This is a genomic window from Pararhizobium sp., assembly GCF_035497515.1.
Classification (GTDB): domain Bacteria; phylum Pseudomonadota; class Alphaproteobacteria; order Rhizobiales; family Rhizobiaceae; genus Pararhizobium.
Genome location: NZ_DATJDJ010000110.1, coordinates 1 through 16,838, shown reverse-complemented (window position 1 = coordinate 16,838; position 16,838 = coordinate 1). Strand labels below are relative to the sequence as shown.

Genomic DNA, 16,838 nt, shown 5'->3' with positions numbered 1-16,838 from the left:
ATTACCGGACGGCTGAAGTGCCAGTGCCCATGGAACTCCATGGGTCAGTCTCCGCGGACATGCCGCTCCCCAGGTCTTTTTATTGTGACAGGACAGCCAAGCTTTCGCCCAGCAGGCCTGTCAGATAATCGGCCATGACCTTCTGGCCGATTTCATCTTTGACGAGATCGTTGCGGATCTCGATCATGACGTTGGGCAGGCCGTTTTTCAGGCCATGCTCAATGAGTGTATGCGTGACACCGTCGGCCGGTCCATAGGGCTCGTTGCGCCGGACGACATGACGTGTCGATTTTTCGGCCGAGGCCAGCATCGCATCCGCAAGCCGGCTGTCCGTATCGTGCAGGATGCCGATTTCGACGCCGCGTTGCCGACCGTGATAGACAGGCGTGAACGTGTGCATGGTGACGAGCACGGGCGGGCGGCCATTGGCCTTGCGGACAGCGATGTAGTCCGACAACGCGTCACGAAAGGGAAAATAAATCGCCTCGGTGCGCGCCAGCCGTTCGACCGGCGAAATCATGGCATTGCCGGGAATCTGGAAAACCTCGCTGACGGCCGGCATGGCGGCATCTGCTTCCGGCGGGCGATTGCAATCGTAGACCAAGCGGGAAAACCGCTGATGGATAAGCGCGGCGTCCAGGCTCTCGACCAGCAGTTTCGACACCGCGAGCGCGCCGGGATCCCAGGCAATATGGCCACCAAGCGCTTCATCGGAAAGACCAAGAGAACCCATCTTCTCGGGTAGTTGGCGCGATGCGTGCTCGCAGACCAGCAGGACTGGACCGAACGCATCCGGATTTTCCAATGCTACGGGCGAACCATCCGCCACTGTCAAAAGTCCCGTCAACTCCGGTCCCTTTCCGGTTGCCTGTCCGGCGACATTGCCCTTCTACAAAACTCGGATCGGGGAATACGCGCAAACAGGACTCGAACCATCCATGCTGGCCGCTGGCGAAGGCGTGGATCATTAATGAAAAGAATTCTTCAGGTTTCGACAGGTGTCAACCGAAATCTGAAACAATCTCTTCAAAAAATCAATTGACTCGAATTGTGACAGCGATGTTTACTCTGTCACAAAGCTGGCAAAGACCGGCGCAGGGGACCCGATGACAAGCACCGCAGGCACCATGACGGTGTCGGATGTGATCAATGCCCACTTCACCGTGCTCACCCGCGCGGAGAAGCAGTTGGCGGAGACGCTTCTCGACAATTACCCGGTTTCCGGCCTCGGCAGCATCACGACTGTTGCCGAGAACGCAGGCGTATCCACGCCGACCGTTGCCCGCATGGTCCAGAAGCTCGGTTTTCGCGGCTTTCCGGATTTCCAGGCGCGGCTCCATCAAGAACTTGAAGCGACCATTTCCAACCCGATCAACAAGCATGACCGCTGGGCCACCAACGCGCCGGGCACCCATATTCTCAATCGCTTCGCCGATGCGACGATGAACAACATGCGCACCACGCTTGCTCAGCTCGAAACCGCCGAGTTCGATGGCGCGGCCGCACTGATCGCCGACCGCAAGCGCAATGTCTATCTGGTCGGCGGTCGTATCACGCGCGCCTTGGCCGACTATTTCTTTACACATCTGCAGGTGATCCGCTCCGGCGTGACCCAGATCGCCGCCAATTCGAGCTCCTGGCCGCATTATGTGCTCGACATGAAAAGGGGCGACGTCCTGATCATGTTCGATATCCGCCGCTACGAGCAGGAGATGGAGACGCTTGCCCGTATTGCCCGCGAGCGCGGCATCGAGATCATCCTGTTCACCGACCAGTGGAGCTCGCCCGTCGCCAAGACCGCGCGGCATGTGTTCCGCATCCAGATCGAAGCGCCCTCCGCCTGGGACAGCTCGGTCGTCATCCTGTTTGCAGTCGAAGCGCTGATCGAGGCCGTGCAGAGTTCCATCTGGGACGAGACGCGCGACCGCATGAAGACGCTCGAGGGCCTGTTCGATTCAACAAGGCTTTTTCGCAAGCCGCTTTAGGAGGAGCCGTACACAGGACGCGAGGCAGGACGGACGGCATCTGATTTCGTGATCCGGCGTTGACGCCTGTCATAAACCGCCCTTAATCGGGCGAGCTAATTTGAAAATAAAATGAATGTGTTCCGTCTGCGAACCGTCGGTCGCAAAGCGGACATCGCCTGTCACATAAGCTTCACCGGACCCCAGTATCAGCTTCGCCGAAGTTGACTGACACACAAAAGGAGAACACCCGTGATGTCACATACGAGACGCCTGCTTTCGCTCACGACGGCCATCGTCATGACCTCGTCCGCCCTTGCCTATGCGGAGCCGAGCGCGGAACTGATCGCGGCTGCCAAGGCTGAAGGCGCGCTGACCACCATCGCCCTGCCCCACAGCTGGTGCGGTTACGGCGACGTCATCGCCGGCTTCAAGGCCAAGTATCCGGAAATCCAGGTCAACGAACTGAACCCCGACGCCGGCTCGGCGGACGAAGTCGAAGCCATCAAGGCGAACAAGGACAACAAGGGCCCGCAGGCTCCCGACGTCATCGACGTTGGCCTTGCCTTTGGTCCGCAGATGAAGACCGATGGCCTGCTGCAGCCGTACAAGGTTTCGACCTGGGATGAAATTCCCGAAAACGTCAAGGATGCCGAAGGCTACTGGTATGGCGACTATTACGGCGTTCTCTCGCTCATCGTGAACAAGGACCTCGTTCAGAACGTTCCGGCCGACTGGGCTGATCTCCTGAAGCCGGAATATGCCGGTCAGGTGGCTCTCGCCGGTGACCCGCGCGCCTCCAACCAGGCGATCCTGGCCGTTCTCGCAGCCGGCCTCCACAAGGGCGCCAAGGCTGGTGAAGAGTCCGGCAAGGCTGGCCTCGATTACTTCGCCGAACTGAACAAGGCGGGCAATTTCGTTCCGGTCATCGCCAAGGCCGGCACCATCGCTCAGGGTGCAACCCCGATCGCCGTTGCCTGGGACTACAATGCCCTTGCATGGCGTGATGAACTGAAGGGCAACCCGCCGGTTGAAGTCGTCGTGCCGAAGACCGGCGTTCTCGCCGGCGTCTATGTCCAAGGCATCTCCGCTTTCGCTCCGCACCCGAACGCAGCCAAGCTCTGGATGGAATACCTCTATTCCGATGAAGGCCAGAACCTGTGGCTGAAGGGCTATTGCCATCCGGCTCGCTTCAACGCCATGGTCAAGGCCGGCAAGGTTCCGCAGGACCTGATCGATGCCCTGCCGCCGGCAGCAGCCTATGAATCTGCCGTCTTCCCGACGGTTGAAGAGCAGAACGCCAACAAGGCCGTCGTCACCGGCGGTTGGGACAGCGTCGTCGGCGCGAACGTCCAGTAAGCTTTTGAGCTGCTGAAAAGAGCCCCGGCCCGCCGGTCCGGGCCGGGGCTTGCCACAGACGAACGATAAGCCTTATTTTAGCCATAAATGAACACCGAAAGCGCTGAGCGCGAAGATCGACGAGATGAACCAGGCTCCTTCCGCACGCCGTTTTCGCCTTCCCCTGACATGGGTGGGCCTCATGCCCTTCGTGATCTTCGTCACGATGTTCTTGATCCTGCCGACCATGCACATCATCATCGGTGCATTTCAGACCAGTGACGGCTCCTTCACCCTGCAGAATCTCATCGATCTGCAAAAAGGGACGATTCCATCCAGCTACTGGATATCGGTGAAGATATCATTCGCCTCCGCCGGGCTTGGCTGCATCATCGGCTTCGCCATGGCTGCGGCAGTGGTTTTCGGCGCAGTTCCCGGTTGGATCAAGTCGCCGCTGATGACCTTTTCGGGGGTCGCCTCGAATTTTGCCGGCGTGCCGCTTGCTTTCGCATTCCTTGCAACGTTTGGCCCGGTCGGCCTTGTCACCCTGTTTCTGCGCCAGAATTTCGGCATCGTTCTCCAGCGTGATCTTGGCTTCAATATCCTCAGTTTCTGGGGGCTGACCGTCACCTATCTTTTCTTCCAGATTCCGCTGATGATCCTCATCATCGCGCCGGCACTGGAAGGACTGAAGAAGGAATGGCGTGAAGCGGCCGAGGTGCTTGGCGCGACGGCCGTGCAATACTGGCGAATGGTCGCCTTCCCGATCCTCTTTCCGTCGTTGCTCGGTACCTTCGCGCTGCTGTTCGCCAACGCGTTCGGCGCAGTGGCGACCGCGATCGCGCTGACGGGTTCAAGTCTGAACATCGTGCCGATCCAGCTCTACGCGCAAATCCGCGGTGACGTGCTGGGCAATCCCCACCTCGGCTATGCCATGGCCTTCGGCATGATCGTCGTCACCGCCATCGCGAATATCGTCTATATCTGGCTGCGCATCCGCGCCGAAAGGTGGCTGAAATGAGTATCTGGGCGCGCATTGCCGGCTGGGCCGCTCTCCTTTTCGGCCTGCTCTATTTCTTCGTTCCGCTCGGTGGCCTGTTCGAGTTTTCGCTGAAGGCCCGGCGCGGCGTCTACAGCATCGACGCCTATCTCAGCGTTTTCGCCGATCCGCAGTTCCAGCAGACCTTCAGCTATTCCGTCGTCATGGCACTGGTCACCATCGTCATCGGCATCCTGATCGTCGTACCGACCGCCTATTGGGTGCGTCTCAAGATGCCGTGGGCGCGGCCTTACGTGGAGTTCCTGACACTGATGCCGCTGGTCATTCCGGCTATCGTCATCGTGTTCGGCTATATCCGGCTCTACAACACCTCGAGCTGGCTGCCGCTGACAGGTTCCGTTTTCGGCACGAACGTGCTGCTCGCCTTCGGCTATACCATCCTTGCCCTGCCCTATATGTACCGCGCCGTCGATACGGGCCTTCGAACCGTCGATGTCGGAACGCTGACGGAAGCGGCGCAAAGTCTCGGCGCCGGCTGGACGACCATTCTCGGCCGCGTCATTCTCCCGAACGTCATCCCGGCCGTCCTGTCCGGCGCCTTCCTCACCTTCGCGATCGTCATCGGCGAGTTCACTTTGGCGGCGCTTCTCGACAGGCCGGCATTCGGACCGTATCTCCAGCGGATCGGCGCCAACAAGGCCTATGAGCCCTTTGCGCTGTCGGTCATCGCCTTCGCCATCACCTGGGGCTGCCTGTCTCTGATTCAACTCGTCAGCCGCTTCTCCAAATCCGCCCCCCGCAAGGCTTGAGGGATATTTTACGTATGTCGTTTCTTACACTGACCAGTATCCAAAAATCCTTCGGAGCCGTGCAGGTCGTCAAAGACTTCAACATGGGCATCGAAAAGGGCGAATTCGTCTCCTTCCTCGGCCCCTCCGGCTGCGGCAAGACCACCATCCTGCGCATGATCGCAGGCTTCGAGAGGCCAACCGGCGGCAGGATAGAAATCGGCGGCAAGAGCCAGGAAAACCTGAAACCCAACCAGCGCAATATCGGCATGGTGTTTCAGGCCTATGCACTGTTTCCCAACATGAACGTCGCCGAAAACGTTGCCTTCGGCCTCAAGGTCGCCGGCAAGCCGAAAGCCGAGATCGACGACCGCGTCAAGGAAATGCTCGGCCTGATCCATCTGGGTCATCTGGCCGACCGTTATCCCTACCAGATGTCGGGCGGCCAGCAGCAGCGCGTGGCGCTCGCCCGGGCGCTTGCGCCGAAACCACAGGTCCTGCTGCTCGACGAGCCGCTGTCGGCGCTCGACGCCAAGATCCGCGTCTCGCTGCGCGAAGAAATCCGGATGATCCAGCAACAACTCGGCATCACGACCGTCTTCGTCACGCACGACCAGGAAGAAGCGCTGTCCATTTCCGACCGCATCGTCGTCATGAATGCCGGCCGCGCCGACCAGATCGGAACACCGTTCGACATCTACAACAAGCCTGCGACCCGATTCGTCGCTTCCTTCGTCGGAACGCTGAACCTGATCGAGGCCAAGGTCGTTGATCCCGCCAGCAACCGGATCACGATTGGCGACCAGGGCATCACGCTTCGTGAACCACTCGGCTCCATCGCCAAGGCCGGCGACACCGTTTCGCTGGCGCTGCGCCCAGAAGCCGGCTCGATTGCCGAAGGCGCCAAGGGCGATACCGCGCTCACCGGTAACGTCGTGTCCAGCAACTTCCTCGGCTCGGTCATCCGCACGCGCATGAAGGTCGGCAACGCGGTGATTTCCTTCGACATGTTCAACGCGCCGGGCCTCAACCCGCCTTCTGTCGGCGAAACGGTGACGCTGCGCTTCACCGCCAGCGACCTCCTGATCATCCGCGAATAAACCCTTCTGGTTTCTGCGGGAAAATATGTTCCGGGCGACGGGTTTTTAAGAAAAAATCTGTCGCCTTTTTCATGTCCGGCGTCGCTTGCCGCGTTTGACCGCACGGTCTCAGGCTTTATAGTCGTCAGCGTACGTTCTCAGGGCGGGGTGAAACTCCCCACCGGCGGTAACGGGAGAGATCCCGGAGCCCGCGAGCGCTTTATGTCCCGGCGATTACGGGGATAAAGGTCAGCAGATCCGGTTGAATTCCGGAGCCGACGGTCAAAGTCCGGAAGGAAGAGAGCAAGCAGACGAGGCAACGCCTGCCAAGGGTGTTCCGCGCCTGTGCGTTCGCCCAAGGGGATCATTGAAAAATGGCAACCTTGAAAGGCCAGACTGACATGACAATTGCTTCGAACCCCACCCAGAAAATCGCCATCATCCGCGCCCGCTGGCATGCCGATATCGTCGACCAGTGTGTCAACGCCTTCGTCGCCCATTGGGAAAAGCTCGGCGGCAAGGCATCCGACGTTCAGATCTTCGACGTGCCCGGCGCACTGGAAATCCCGCTGCATGCCCAGACGCTGGCCAGGACCGGCCGCTTCTCCGCGATCATCGGCTCCGCCTTCGTCGTCGATGGCGGCATCTATCGCCATGATTTCGTTGCCGGCACCGTGCTCGACGGCATGATGCGTGTCCAGCTGGACACCGGCGTTCCGGTGCTCTCCACCGTTTTGACGCCGCATCACTTCCAAGAGAGCGAACAGCACATCCGCTTCTTCCGCGAGCATTTCGTCGTCAAGGGCACCGAAGCCGCCAATGCGACCTCGCAGATTCTGCAGGCCCGCGCCCAGCTGGCACTTGTCACGGCCTGATCCACCGCTTTCGGCGAGGCGCCTGCTTTGGCGCCTTGCCACCCTACTGCCCCAGGTTCTTGAGATAGATCGACAACAATTGCGTCTGCGATGAAATGCCGAGTTTGCGGTAGACGTTGCGGCGGTGAACCTTCACGGTTCCGGTGGATATGCCGAGCCGCAAGCCGATCGATTCCGAGGAATGGCCCTGCAGCACCAGCTCGATGATCGAAGCTTCCCGTTCCGTGAGATTGAGATTGCGCCAGACGCGGTCGGCAGCCGGGTGCGCCGCCTTGCGGCCGCCCTTTGTCCTTTTCGCAAGCGCCGCATCGAAGCGCCGCCCGAGATCCCGAAAGGCGTGATGCACGAGGCCGGCAACCATCGGCTCGGCCTTCTTCAGAAGCGCGAACTCCGCGCCTGAAAAAACGCCGGACCTTTCTCGCCGCATCAGCGACAGCACGACCGTGATGCCTTCTTCCAGCACGATGAAGAAACCGATCTCCTCCGCCAGTCCCGTCTGCGTGTAGTAGCTGCGGAAATATTCGCTGGAGAAGAATCGATCGGGAGCGAGCTCGCGCATGCGCCAGACGCCCGGCTTCGGTTCCCGGGCGGCATGATAGAACGGATCGAGCAGGAACGGGCCGGCCTGGTAGAGACTGACGAAAACGACATGCTCCTCCGGCGTGAAGGTGCTGTAGAGATCGATCGGCCGTTCCTTCTCGCGATAGGCGAAGATGACGGCATAATCGAAGGTCACCAGCGAGCGCATCAGCGAGCAGAAGACGCCGCCTGCCTCGTCGTCGCCGGTACCGCCGCCACCGATCATCGGCCCGATCGTCCTGAACAATGCTTCCAGATCAATGCTCATGCACTCAAGCCCAGATTCTGCGGAAAAGAACGGCAACTGCCTGCGGGATATACACCTTCCACAGCGGCAAACATCTTGAAATACCTCTTTCGGGGTATATACCGCAAACGGCAGGCTTGAATAGGTTGATGCCAGACGGTGAGAAACGGGGCGATCGCAGGATTGTCCGGTATTCTGAAAAACAGCCGCGGGGAATTTTAGACGTGACAGCCGCTCAAGCGAACGACATCGAGTTCCGTTCGGTCACCAAGCGCTATGGCAGCGTGACCGCCGTGACGGACATCAATCTGGCCGTACCCAAGGGCGCCTTCGTGGCCCTGCTCGGCCCTTCCGGCTGCGGCAAGACCACGTGCCTTCGGATGATCGGCGGTTTCGAGCAGCCGAGCGAAGGCACGGTGCTGATCGACGGCCGCGCGATCAACGGCGTTCCGCCCTACCGCCGTCCCGTCAACATGGTGTTCCAGCACTACGCGCTTTTCCCGCATTTCGATGTCGAGCAGAACGTCGCCTATGGCCTGAAGCAGGCGCGGCCGAGGCTGGCGGCATCCGAGATTTCCGCCCGGGCGCGTGAAGCGCTCGAAATGGTCCGTCTCGGCGGCTTCGAGACGCGCCGCATCCATGAAATGTCCGGCGGACAGCAGCAGCGCGTGGCGCTCGCCCGCGCCATCGTCAACAAGCCGTCGGTGCTCCTGCTGGACGAGCCGCTGGCGGCGCTCGACAAGAAGCTGCGCACGGCCATGCAGATCGAGCTTCAGACCTTGCAGCGTGAACTGGGCATCACCTTCGTGCTGGTCACCCACGACCAGGAAGAAGCCCTGTCGATGAGCGACATGGTCTGCGTCATGAATGCCGGCCGCATCGTCCAGATGGCCAGGCCCCAGGATGTCTACGACAAGCCTGCCGATCTCTTCGTTGCCGATTTTGTCGGCAAGACCAACCGGATTGCGGCGACGGTCCAGGCTGACGGAGCGACGCTGCGACTGTCGAACGGCACAGCTCTGGCGGTGAAGCCGGGCCAGAAACAAGGCGCCGCCACCGTGGCGCTGCGCCCCGAAGCCATCGCGCTTTCACGGCAAGCGGGTGGCGGCGCCGGCGCGCTCACTGGAACCGTCACCCACCGCATCTTCCTCGGCTCCACCGCCGAATATCAGATCAGCGTCGATGGCCTTGGCGATTTCCTCGTCACGGCCGACCGGCGCAGCGTGCAGGAAAGCGACCTCGTCGAACCGGGCGAACGGGTCGTGCTCAGTTTCGATCCCGGCAAAGTGCATGTTTTTCCGGCCTGAGGAAAAGGCCGTACACGTCAAGACAAAAAAGGGAACACAGTCATGACAAAGTGGTACAGAGAAAATGCCCCGATCACTGCCGAAAACCTCACCGACGAATGGATGCGCCTGAAACGCGGCTCCGTCACCCGCCGCCACTTCCTCGGTGTCACCGGGCTTGGCCTTGCGGCTGCCGTCCTCGCCCGCCAGCCGGGCCTGTTCAATTCCGCCGCCTATGCCGAGGATCTCGGCACGACCATGTCGCTGGCGACCTGGCCCAACTACCACGATCCGGCGACCTTCGAGGCCTTCACGGCCGCGACCGGCGTCGCCGTCGAGGTCAACGTCTTCGGCTCGAACGAGGAAATGCTGGCCAAGCTGCAGGCCGGCGGCACCGGCTGGGACCTCTTCGTTCCGACCAACTACACGATCTCGACCTATGTGAAGCTCGGCTTGATTGATCCGCTCGACATGAGCAAGCTTCCGGCCTTCTCGCAGGCGTCGCAATCGGCGCGCTTCACCTCCGAAGGCGCTGTCGACGGCACGACCTATGCCCTGCCGAAGAACTGGGGCACGACCGGCATGGCGGTCAACACCTCCAAGATCAAGACCAAGCTGACCTCCTGGAAGGACTTCTTCGAGGTCGCGATGACCGAGGCCGACGGCCGCGCCATGGTCCATGACTACCAGCTGACCACCATCGGCAGCGCGCTGGTCTCGCTCGGTTATTCCTTCAATTCGATCAAGCCGGACGAACTGGCCAAGGCCGAGGAGCTGCTGATCAAGGTCAAGCCGCATCTCTACGGCATCAACAGCGACTATCAGCCCGGCATGCGCGCCACCGACGCCTGGCTCACCATGTGCTGGACCAACGACGGCGCCCAGCTCGCCCGCGACATGCCGGAGATCGCCTATGTGCTCGGCACCGACGGCGGCGAGATCTGGACGGATTTTTACGCCATCCCGAAGAGCGCCACCAACAAGCCGGCCGGCTATGCCCTGCTCGACTACCTGATGACGCCGGAAAATGCCGTCAAGGAACACATCGCCAACGGCGCGCCGACGACCGACAGCCGCGTGCTTGCATTGTTGCCGGCCGAAATCACCTCGAACAAGATCGTCTACCCCGATGAGGCTTCGCTCACCAAGCTCGAATTCGGCGCCGCCGTGACACTGACGGATCCGGCGCGTGCGGAACTGATGGCGCGATTCAAGTCGGCATGAGGGTAAAGCCCCTCATCCGGCCTGTCGGCCACCTTCTTCCCGTAAACAAGGAGAAGGAAAGTGCGGCACGCTCTCGCTTATTCGGATTACCCAAATAGCCGTTAAAGCTCGATAGTCCCCTCTCCCCGCAAGTGGGGAGAGGGTTAGAGTGGGGGGCAAAGCCTCTCGCTCGAAACCATCAAAAGGACGACGCCTCCATGCCCCTCACCCCGGACAGGAAACGACAGCTGACGACGGCAGCCCTTGTGGCTCCGGCCGGCATCTGGCTGTTCGTCTTTCTCGTCCTGCCGTTCATGGCGATGGTGGTCTTCGCCTTCGGCGAACGGGCGCCGGAAGGCGGCTACCAGGCGGCGTTCACCTTTGCCCAGTTCGCCAATCTTCCCTCGCGCGCGGCGGCCTTCTGGAACACCATGATGATCGCGCCGGTCGGCGCCTTCCTCTGCCTGATCGTCGCCTATCCGGTTGCCTATTACCTTGCGATCAAGTCCAATCCGAAATACCGGATCGTGCTCGTCTCGCTCGTCGTCGTTCCGTTCTGGACCAGCCTGCTCGTGCGAACCTACGCCTGGATGTATATCCTCGGCTCGCGCGGCATTCCCAATCTGCTCGGCATGATCGGCATCGAGGATGTGCGCCTGCTCAACACGCCAGGCGCCGTGCTGCTCGGCATCGTCTATGGCTACCTGCCGCTGATGATCATGCCGATCTATGTCAGCCTCGAAAAGCTCGACCGCCGGCTGCTCGAAGCCTCCGCCGATCTCGGCGCAAGACCGATCTCGACCTTCCTCAGTGTCACCCTGCCTTTATCTCTTCCCGGTGTGATGACCGGCGTGGCGCTGGTGACCATTCTCCTGCTCGGCGAATACCTGATCCCGCAGTTGCTCGGCGGCGGCAAGGTGTTCTTCATCGGCAACGCGCTGGTCGACCTCTTCCTGCAATCGCGCAACTGGCCGTTCGGCTCGGCGATCGCGGTGACGCTGGTCGTGGTCGTGGTCATCGTGCTCAGCGTCGCCATGCGGATCGCCTGGAAAGTCTCCGGCTCCAGACAGGTGGATCTCGTCTGATGCGCACCCTCGTCACTTCCGTTTATCTGTTTCTCTACGCACCGATCGCCTTGGTCGTGCTGTTCTCGTTCAACGCCGGCCGCAATGCCAGCGAGTTCACCGGCTTCTCGACCATGTGGTACGGCAAGGCGCTCGGAAACACGTTCCTGATCACGGCCCTGCAGAACAGCCTGATGATAGCGTTTACCAGCGCAGTGCTGGCGGCAATCTTCGGGACGATGGCAGCACTGGGAATGCAGCGCCTGAGCAGCCGCGGACGCGCCATCTTCGACGGGCTGTTTGCCGCGGCCATCGTCGTTCCCGGCGTCGTCATCGGCATCGCGACGCTGGTGGCGCTGGTGGAGGTCTTCTCCTTCCTCAATCCGGCGCTGGCCTCGATCTGGCCCGGCGACAAGCCGCCGCAACTTGGCCTCGGCTATGGCTCGATCATCGCCGCGCATGGCCTGTTCTCGCTGGCGCTGGTGACGATGATCGTCAAGGCGCGCATCGCGAGCCTCGGCCGCGATATCGTCGAAGCCTCCAGCGATCTCTACGCGACGCCGTTCACGACCTTCCGCCAGATCGTCCTGCCGCAAATCCTGCCGTCGATTCTGGCCGGCTTCCTGCTGGCCTTCACCTTTTCCTTCGACGATTTCATCGTCGCCTTCTTCGTCGCGGGCTCAAAGACGACGCTGCCGATCTACGTCTTCGCGTCGATCCGCCGGGGCGTGACACCGGAAATCAACGCGATTGCCACCATGGTGCTGGTGGCCTCACTTCTGCTCATCCTCATCGCCCGGGTGCTGATGCGGGACAAGACAACAAAACCGCAGGCGGGAGAGTAGACCATGATCCTCAAGGACCGGATCGCCATCGTCACGGGCGCCGGCTCCGGCATCGGCCGGGCGGGCGCTGAAATCATGGCGCGCGAAGGCGCCCATGTGGCGGTTGCCGACCGCAATACGGCGGGGGCTACCGAAACCGTTGAGATGATCCGCAACGCCGGCGGCAGCGCGGAGAGCCTGATCCTCGACGTCACCGACGATATCTCGCTTGAGGCCGGCATAACCTCCATCCTCAAGCGCCACGGACGCATCGACATCCTTCACAATCACGCCGGCGCGCAGATCGCCGGCGATCTTGAACAGGTGGACGTCGAGGGCTTCGATCTCTCGTGGAGCCTCAACGTCCGCGCCCATTTCATGGCCGCCCGCTTCGCCATGCCGGCGATGAAGGCCGCCGGACGCGGCGTCATCCTCAACACCTCGTCCTCCTCCGGAGTGCTCTACGACCGGGAGATGATCGCCTATACCACCACCAAACATGCCGTCATTGCCATGACGAGGCAGATGGCCGGCGACTATGCGCGCTTTGGCATCCGCGTGAACGCACTCTGCCCCGGCTGGGTCGATACGCCGTTCAACGGCCCGTTCATCGCCCAGATGGGCGGACGCGAGGCGATCGAAGCCTATGTGCGCGAAAAGGTGCCGATGGGACGCTGGGCGCAGGTCGAGGAAATCGCCGAGTCGATCCTCTTTCTCGTCTCCGACCGATCCAGCTACATGACCGGCCAGATCCTCGTGGTCGACGGTGGCGAAGCCGTCGTTTGAATTAAGCCGGGATTTCGACCGAAAACGCATATCGCGCCGTCTCGCCCGGCTCCAACGTCCGGGCATAGGGCCGCGCCTCCAGCGCATTCGAGCCGCCGACCAGCGCCGCCGTGCCATGCCAGGGCTCAATGCAGAGGAAGGACGCCCCCGGCTTGGTCCAGAGCGCCAGATTGGGCAGGTTTTCGAATTTGAACGTCAACTCCGGCCCGCCCTCGACGCCAAAGCACAGGCCATCGTCTGCGCCTTCCGGGAAGATCATCGCGTCGGCCTCGAACATCGACGCCTCCGGTACCAGCCTCCCGGCCCTGAACGGAGACGGCAGCGGAGCGGGATCGATCAGTCCGCCGCGAACGCGCACCATCGGTGGCTCCCCGCCATTGTCCAGCGTCACCACATGCGGCCGACCGTCTGCCCCCGGCAGCGGCCAGCGGAAGGCCGGATGGAAGCCGACACCAAACGGCATTGGCCTGGTATCGCGGTTGCTGACCTCGGCCGATACCGTCAGGACCGGGCCGTGCACCGCGTGCTCGACGGCCAGCAGGAATTCGAACGGATAGACCGCACGCGTCGCATCCGATGCCTCCAGCTCATAGCGGCATAAGGTCGGGCTGGAGCCGGCGGCCAAAAATTCGGCGCGGCGCGCAAAGCCATGCTGCGCCATCGGATAGGTCTTGCCACCGATGGAGATCGTGTCCTCCGGCGCTTTGCCGACAATCGGGAACAGCACGGGCGAGCGTCCACCCCAGAAGGTGGCGTCGCCATTCCAGAGCCAGGATCGGCCATCCCGGCCGGTCGCCGACTGCATTTCCGCCCCCAGCGATGAGACCTCGACGGTCAGGTGATCATTGCCGATCCGTATCGATGATGGCATGGCAGCCTCTCCGCATTGTTCGCGGATGCACAATAGTGCCCGTCCCCCGGAAACGAAACCGCCGGGCGGGAAATTTATATGTGACGGCCGTCGAGCAGCGCGCCAAACGTTTTCAGATCGACATTGCCGCCGCTGAGGACGATGCCGACGCGTTTTCCCTTGCAGGCCAGGGCGCCATGCAGAACGGCGGCGGCGGCAAGGCAGCCGGTCGGTTCGACGATGATCTTCATTCTTTCGGCGAAGAAGCGCATGGTTTCGACCAGTTGCGCGTCGCTCACAGCAAGGATGTCGTCGACATCCTGTTTCAATATCGGGAAATTGTGTCGTCCAATGGCGGTGGTGAGCGCACCGTCGGCGATCGATTTCGGCACGGGAATGGTGACGATCTCGCCCTTTTGCAGCGATTGCCTTCCGTCATCGCCAGCCTCCGGCTCGACCCCAACAACCTTGCAACCGGGCGCCAAGGCCCGCGCGCTGAGCGCGCTGCCGGCAAGCAGGCCGCCACCACCGAGCGGCACGACGAGATAGTCGAGCGGGCCAACCTCCTCGATCAGTTCCAGCGCCGCAGTGCCTTGGCCGGCAATGACCTCCGCATAATCGAACGGCGGAACGATCGTGGCGTTACGCTCAGTGGCGATCCGCCGCGTGATAACCTCGCGATCCTCGGTGTAGCGGTCATAGAAAGCGACCTCGGCGCCATAACCGCGCGTCGCCGCCACCTTCATCTCCGGCGCATCCTTCGGCATGACGATGACGCAGGAAATTCCGTGCAGCCGGGCAGCATAGGCGAGCGCCTGCGCGTGATTGCCGGACGAAAAGGCGACGACGCCATTGCCACGCACGGCCGGGTCGAGTGCGGCGACCGAATTATAGGCGCCGCGAAACTTGAAGGCGCCGGCCCGCTGCAGGTTTTCCGCCTTGAAGAACAGGCTGGCGCCCGTCATCGCATCCGCGGTCTTCGAGGTCAGGACCGGCGTCACATGCGCCACGCCGGCAATGCGCCGTTGCGCATCCCTGACGTCGTCGAAGGTCGGAATTTTCAGATCGCGTTGAACTGTCGACATATCCATTCCCTGGCCTCCGGTTGTCGCCGCATGCTGATGTCAGGCCATCAATTCACGCGGTTGCGACATCCGGCGCAAGGAAACAATTGTCACCGTGACGCTTCAGTCGAGCGCGATATAGCCGATGCCTTTCTTTTCGATCTCATCGGAGGATTCCTCATAGCCCGCATCCGCATAGCGGATGACGCCGAGCGACGTGTCGTTGGTCAGCGCGTGGCTGAGCCTTTCCGCGCCAGCCTCGGTGCCATCGGCAACGACGGTGACGCCGCAGCTGGTCATATAGCCGGCATAACCGCCGCCGCCGGAATGGACGACGACGAGATCGGCCATGGACGAGCAGAGCAGCATCGCGTCGAGCAGCGGCCAGTCGGCGATGGCGTCCGAGCCGTCCTTCATCCGCTCGGTCATGATGTTGGGATGCGCCATGGCGCCGGCATCGAGATGGTCGCGCGAAAAGGCGATCGGCCCCTTGAGTTCGCCGGATGCGACCAGCGCATTAACGGCGACGGCAAGCTCGGTGCGTTCGCCATGACCGAGCCAGGCGATGCGGGCGGGCAGGCCCTCGAACGGCACGTTTACGCGCGCAAGCTTGATCCAGTTGGTGACGATCCTGTTGTTCGGGAACATCTGCAGCAAAAGATCATCGATGCGGGCGATATCGCTTTCCTCACCCGACAGCGCCATCCAGCGGAACGGACCGATGGCGCGGGCAAACAGCGGCCGGAGATAGGCTTCGGTAAAGATGCGAATGTCGAACGCATTGGCGACACCACCCTCGCGTGCCTGGGTGCGGATCAGGTTGCCATTGTCGAAGACCTCGGATCCTTTCGCCTGGAATTCCAGCATCGCCTTGACATGATCGACAATCGAGGCGCGGCTGGCCGCCATCAACTGGCCCTGCCCTTCGACGCGCAGCCGTTTCACTTCCTCGATGCTCATGCCCTTCGGTACGTAGCCGTAAACCAGATCATGCGCCGAGGTCTGGTCGGTGACGATATCCGGCACGATGCCGCGTCTAGCAATCTCGGGATACAAGGCGGCGGCATTGCCGACGAGGCCGATCGAAGTCGCCCGCTTCTCCTTCACCGCCTGATCGATCATCGCCAGTGCCGTATCAAGGTCCGGCGCCACATGCTCGAGATAACCGATCGCCTTGCGCTTTTCGGCGCGCACCGGATCGATATCGATGCAGAGGATCGCGGCTCCCGCCATGCGACCCGCCAGCGGCTGCGCCCCCCCCATGCCGCCGAGACCTGCGGTCAGGATAAAGCGCCCGGCGAGATCGCCGCCGAACCTATTTTCGGCGATGCGCATGAAAATTTCGTAGGTGCCCTGGATGACGCCCTGGCTGCCGATATATTGCCAGGCGCCGGCCGTCAGCCCGCCCCAGCAGATCAGCCCCTGTTTCTCCAACTCGTAGAACACCTCGGCCTTCGCCCACTGGCCGACAATGTTGCAATTGGCCATGATCACCAGCGGCGCCTTGGCATGGGTCTTCAACAGCCCGACCGGCTTGCCCGACTGGATCACCAGCGTCTGGTCCTCGTCCATCTCAAGCAGCGTTTTCACGATGGCCTTGTGGGACGCCCAGTTGCGCGCGGCCTTTCCGAGAGCGGCGTAAACAATCAGGTTGTCCGGGTCCTCACCGACGGACAGCACGTTTTCCATCAACCGCAGCAGGGCCTCCTGCCGCCAGCCCTTGGCACGCAGCTCCGGGCCGCCGGGAATCGGGAAATTAGGATGGCGCGGGTTTGGTTTGGGCATGGCGGGTTCCTCTCTACTATCTTTACGCGGAGAGTTTCGCCCCCCTCTGTCACTGCGTGACATCTCCCCCTCAAGCGCGGGAGATCATTTTTTTCCCTTGCCGACA

16 protein-coding genes and 1 riboswitch are annotated in these 16,838 nt (G+C 61.7%); of the genes, 11 read left to right on the top strand and 5 right to left on the bottom strand.

Translation table 11 applies throughout. The features are described 5' to 3' along the window. Nucleotides 1-79: 79 nt before the first annotated feature. The gene (locus VL202_RS11545; protein WP_325464263.1) at nucleotides 80-847 is read right to left on the bottom strand and encodes an N-formylglutamate amidohydrolase; all 768 of its coding nucleotides are present in this window, start codon (nucleotides 845-847) and stop codon (nucleotides 80-82) included. Nucleotides 848-1,106: 259 nt separating this feature from the next. On the opposite strand from VL202_RS11545, the gene VL202_RS11540 reads away from it, so the two are divergent. The 6 genes from VL202_RS11540 (at nucleotide 1,107) to VL202_RS11515 (ending at nucleotide 7,044) form a co-directional block, all read left to right on the top strand. Then, nucleotides 1,107-1,985, top strand: a complete 879-nt coding sequence (locus VL202_RS11540) for a MurR/RpiR family transcriptional regulator (RefSeq protein WP_325464262.1) — start codon at nucleotides 1,107-1,109, stop codon at nucleotides 1,983-1,985. 231 nt (nucleotides 1,986-2,216) lie between these two features. Next, on the top strand, nucleotides 2,217-3,323 hold the full coding sequence (locus VL202_RS11535) for an ABC transporter substrate-binding protein (RefSeq protein WP_325464261.1): 1,107 nt from the start codon (nucleotides 2,217-2,219) through the stop codon (nucleotides 3,321-3,323). Nucleotides 3,324-3,447: 124 nt separating this feature from the next. Next, complete coding sequence (locus VL202_RS11530; RefSeq protein WP_325464260.1) at nucleotides 3,448-4,323, top strand: ABC transporter permease subunit; 876 nt, start codon at nucleotides 3,448-3,450, stop codon at nucleotides 4,321-4,323. After that, complete coding sequence (locus VL202_RS11525) at nucleotides 4,320-5,111, top strand: ABC transporter permease (RefSeq protein WP_325464259.1); 792 nt, start codon at nucleotides 4,320-4,322, stop codon at nucleotides 5,109-5,111. Before VL202_RS11530 ends, VL202_RS11525 begins: the two co-directional genes overlap by 4 nt. A 14-nt stretch (nucleotides 5,112-5,125) precedes the next feature. Beyond that, entirely contained in the window at nucleotides 5,126-6,190 is a 1,065-nt protein-coding gene (locus VL202_RS11520; RefSeq protein WP_325464258.1) for an ABC transporter ATP-binding protein, read from the top strand. Between the two features lie 129 nt (nucleotides 6,191-6,319). Beyond that, nucleotides 6,320-6,478: riboswitch (FMN riboswitch) on the top strand. Between the two features lie 92 nt (nucleotides 6,479-6,570). Further along, nucleotides 6,571-7,044, top strand: coding sequence for a 6,7-dimethyl-8-ribityllumazine synthase (locus tag VL202_RS11515; protein ID WP_325464257.1), 474 nt, complete (start codon nucleotides 6,571-6,573; stop codon nucleotides 7,042-7,044). Nucleotides 7,045-7,087: 43 nt separating this feature from the next. Here the strand turns inward: VL202_RS11515 and VL202_RS11510 are convergent, their stop codons facing one another. Then, nucleotides 7,088-7,891 carry a helix-turn-helix transcriptional regulator gene (locus VL202_RS11510; RefSeq protein WP_325464256.1) on the bottom strand — a complete coding sequence of 268 codons (804 nt, stop codon included), beginning with the start codon at nucleotides 7,889-7,891 and terminating at the stop codon, nucleotides 7,088-7,090. Nucleotides 7,892-8,094: 203 nt separating this feature from the next. Here VL202_RS11510 and VL202_RS11505 point away from each other — a divergent pair, with 203 nt between their 5' ends. The 5 genes from VL202_RS11505 to VL202_RS11485 all read left to right on the top strand — a co-directional run bounded on the left by VL202_RS11505 (nucleotide 8,095) and on the right by VL202_RS11485 (nucleotide 13,033). Next, nucleotides 8,095-9,177 (top strand): ABC transporter ATP-binding protein, encoded by a 1,083-nt coding sequence (locus VL202_RS11505; RefSeq protein WP_325464255.1) that lies wholly within the window; start codon nucleotides 8,095-8,097, stop codon nucleotides 9,175-9,177. A 42-nt stretch (nucleotides 9,178-9,219) separates the two neighbouring features. After that, nucleotides 9,220-10,380, top strand: coding sequence for a spermidine/putrescine ABC transporter substrate-binding protein (locus VL202_RS11500; protein ID WP_325464254.1), 1,161 nt, complete (start codon nucleotides 9,220-9,222; stop codon nucleotides 10,378-10,380). Nucleotides 10,381-10,577: 197 nt separating this feature from the next. Beyond that, the gene (locus VL202_RS11495; RefSeq protein ID WP_325464253.1) at nucleotides 10,578-11,444 is read left to right on the top strand and encodes an ABC transporter permease; all 867 of its coding nucleotides are present in this window, start codon (nucleotides 10,578-10,580) and stop codon (nucleotides 11,442-11,444) included. Then, on the top strand, nucleotides 11,444-12,268 hold the full coding sequence (locus tag VL202_RS11490) for an ABC transporter permease (RefSeq protein ID WP_325464252.1): 825 nt from the start codon (nucleotides 11,444-11,446) through the stop codon (nucleotides 12,266-12,268). Before VL202_RS11495 ends, VL202_RS11490 begins: the two co-directional genes overlap by 1 nt. Before the next feature lie 3 nt (nucleotides 12,269-12,271). Then, entirely contained in the window at nucleotides 12,272-13,033 is a 762-nt protein-coding gene (locus VL202_RS11485) for an SDR family oxidoreductase (RefSeq protein ID WP_325464251.1), read from the top strand. Between the two features lies 1 nt (nucleotide 13,034). Here VL202_RS11485 and VL202_RS11480 read toward each other — a convergent pair whose 3' ends face one another. The 3 genes from VL202_RS11480 to VL202_RS11470 form a co-directional block, all read right to left on the bottom strand. Continuing rightward, complete coding sequence (locus VL202_RS11480) at nucleotides 13,035-13,904, bottom strand: aldose 1-epimerase family protein (protein WP_325464250.1); 870 nt, start codon at nucleotides 13,902-13,904, stop codon at nucleotides 13,035-13,037. A 74-nt stretch (nucleotides 13,905-13,978) separates the two neighbouring features. Further along, complete coding sequence (locus tag VL202_RS11475) at nucleotides 13,979-14,968, bottom strand: threo-3-hydroxy-L-aspartate ammonia-lyase (RefSeq protein WP_325464249.1); 990 nt, start codon at nucleotides 14,966-14,968, stop codon at nucleotides 13,979-13,981. A 102-nt stretch (nucleotides 14,969-15,070) separates the two neighbouring features. Beyond that, on the bottom strand, nucleotides 15,071-16,732 hold the full coding sequence (locus tag VL202_RS11470; protein WP_325464248.1) for a urocanate hydratase: 1,662 nt from the start codon (nucleotides 16,730-16,732) through the stop codon (nucleotides 15,071-15,073). Nucleotides 16,733-16,838 lie beyond the last annotated feature (106 nt).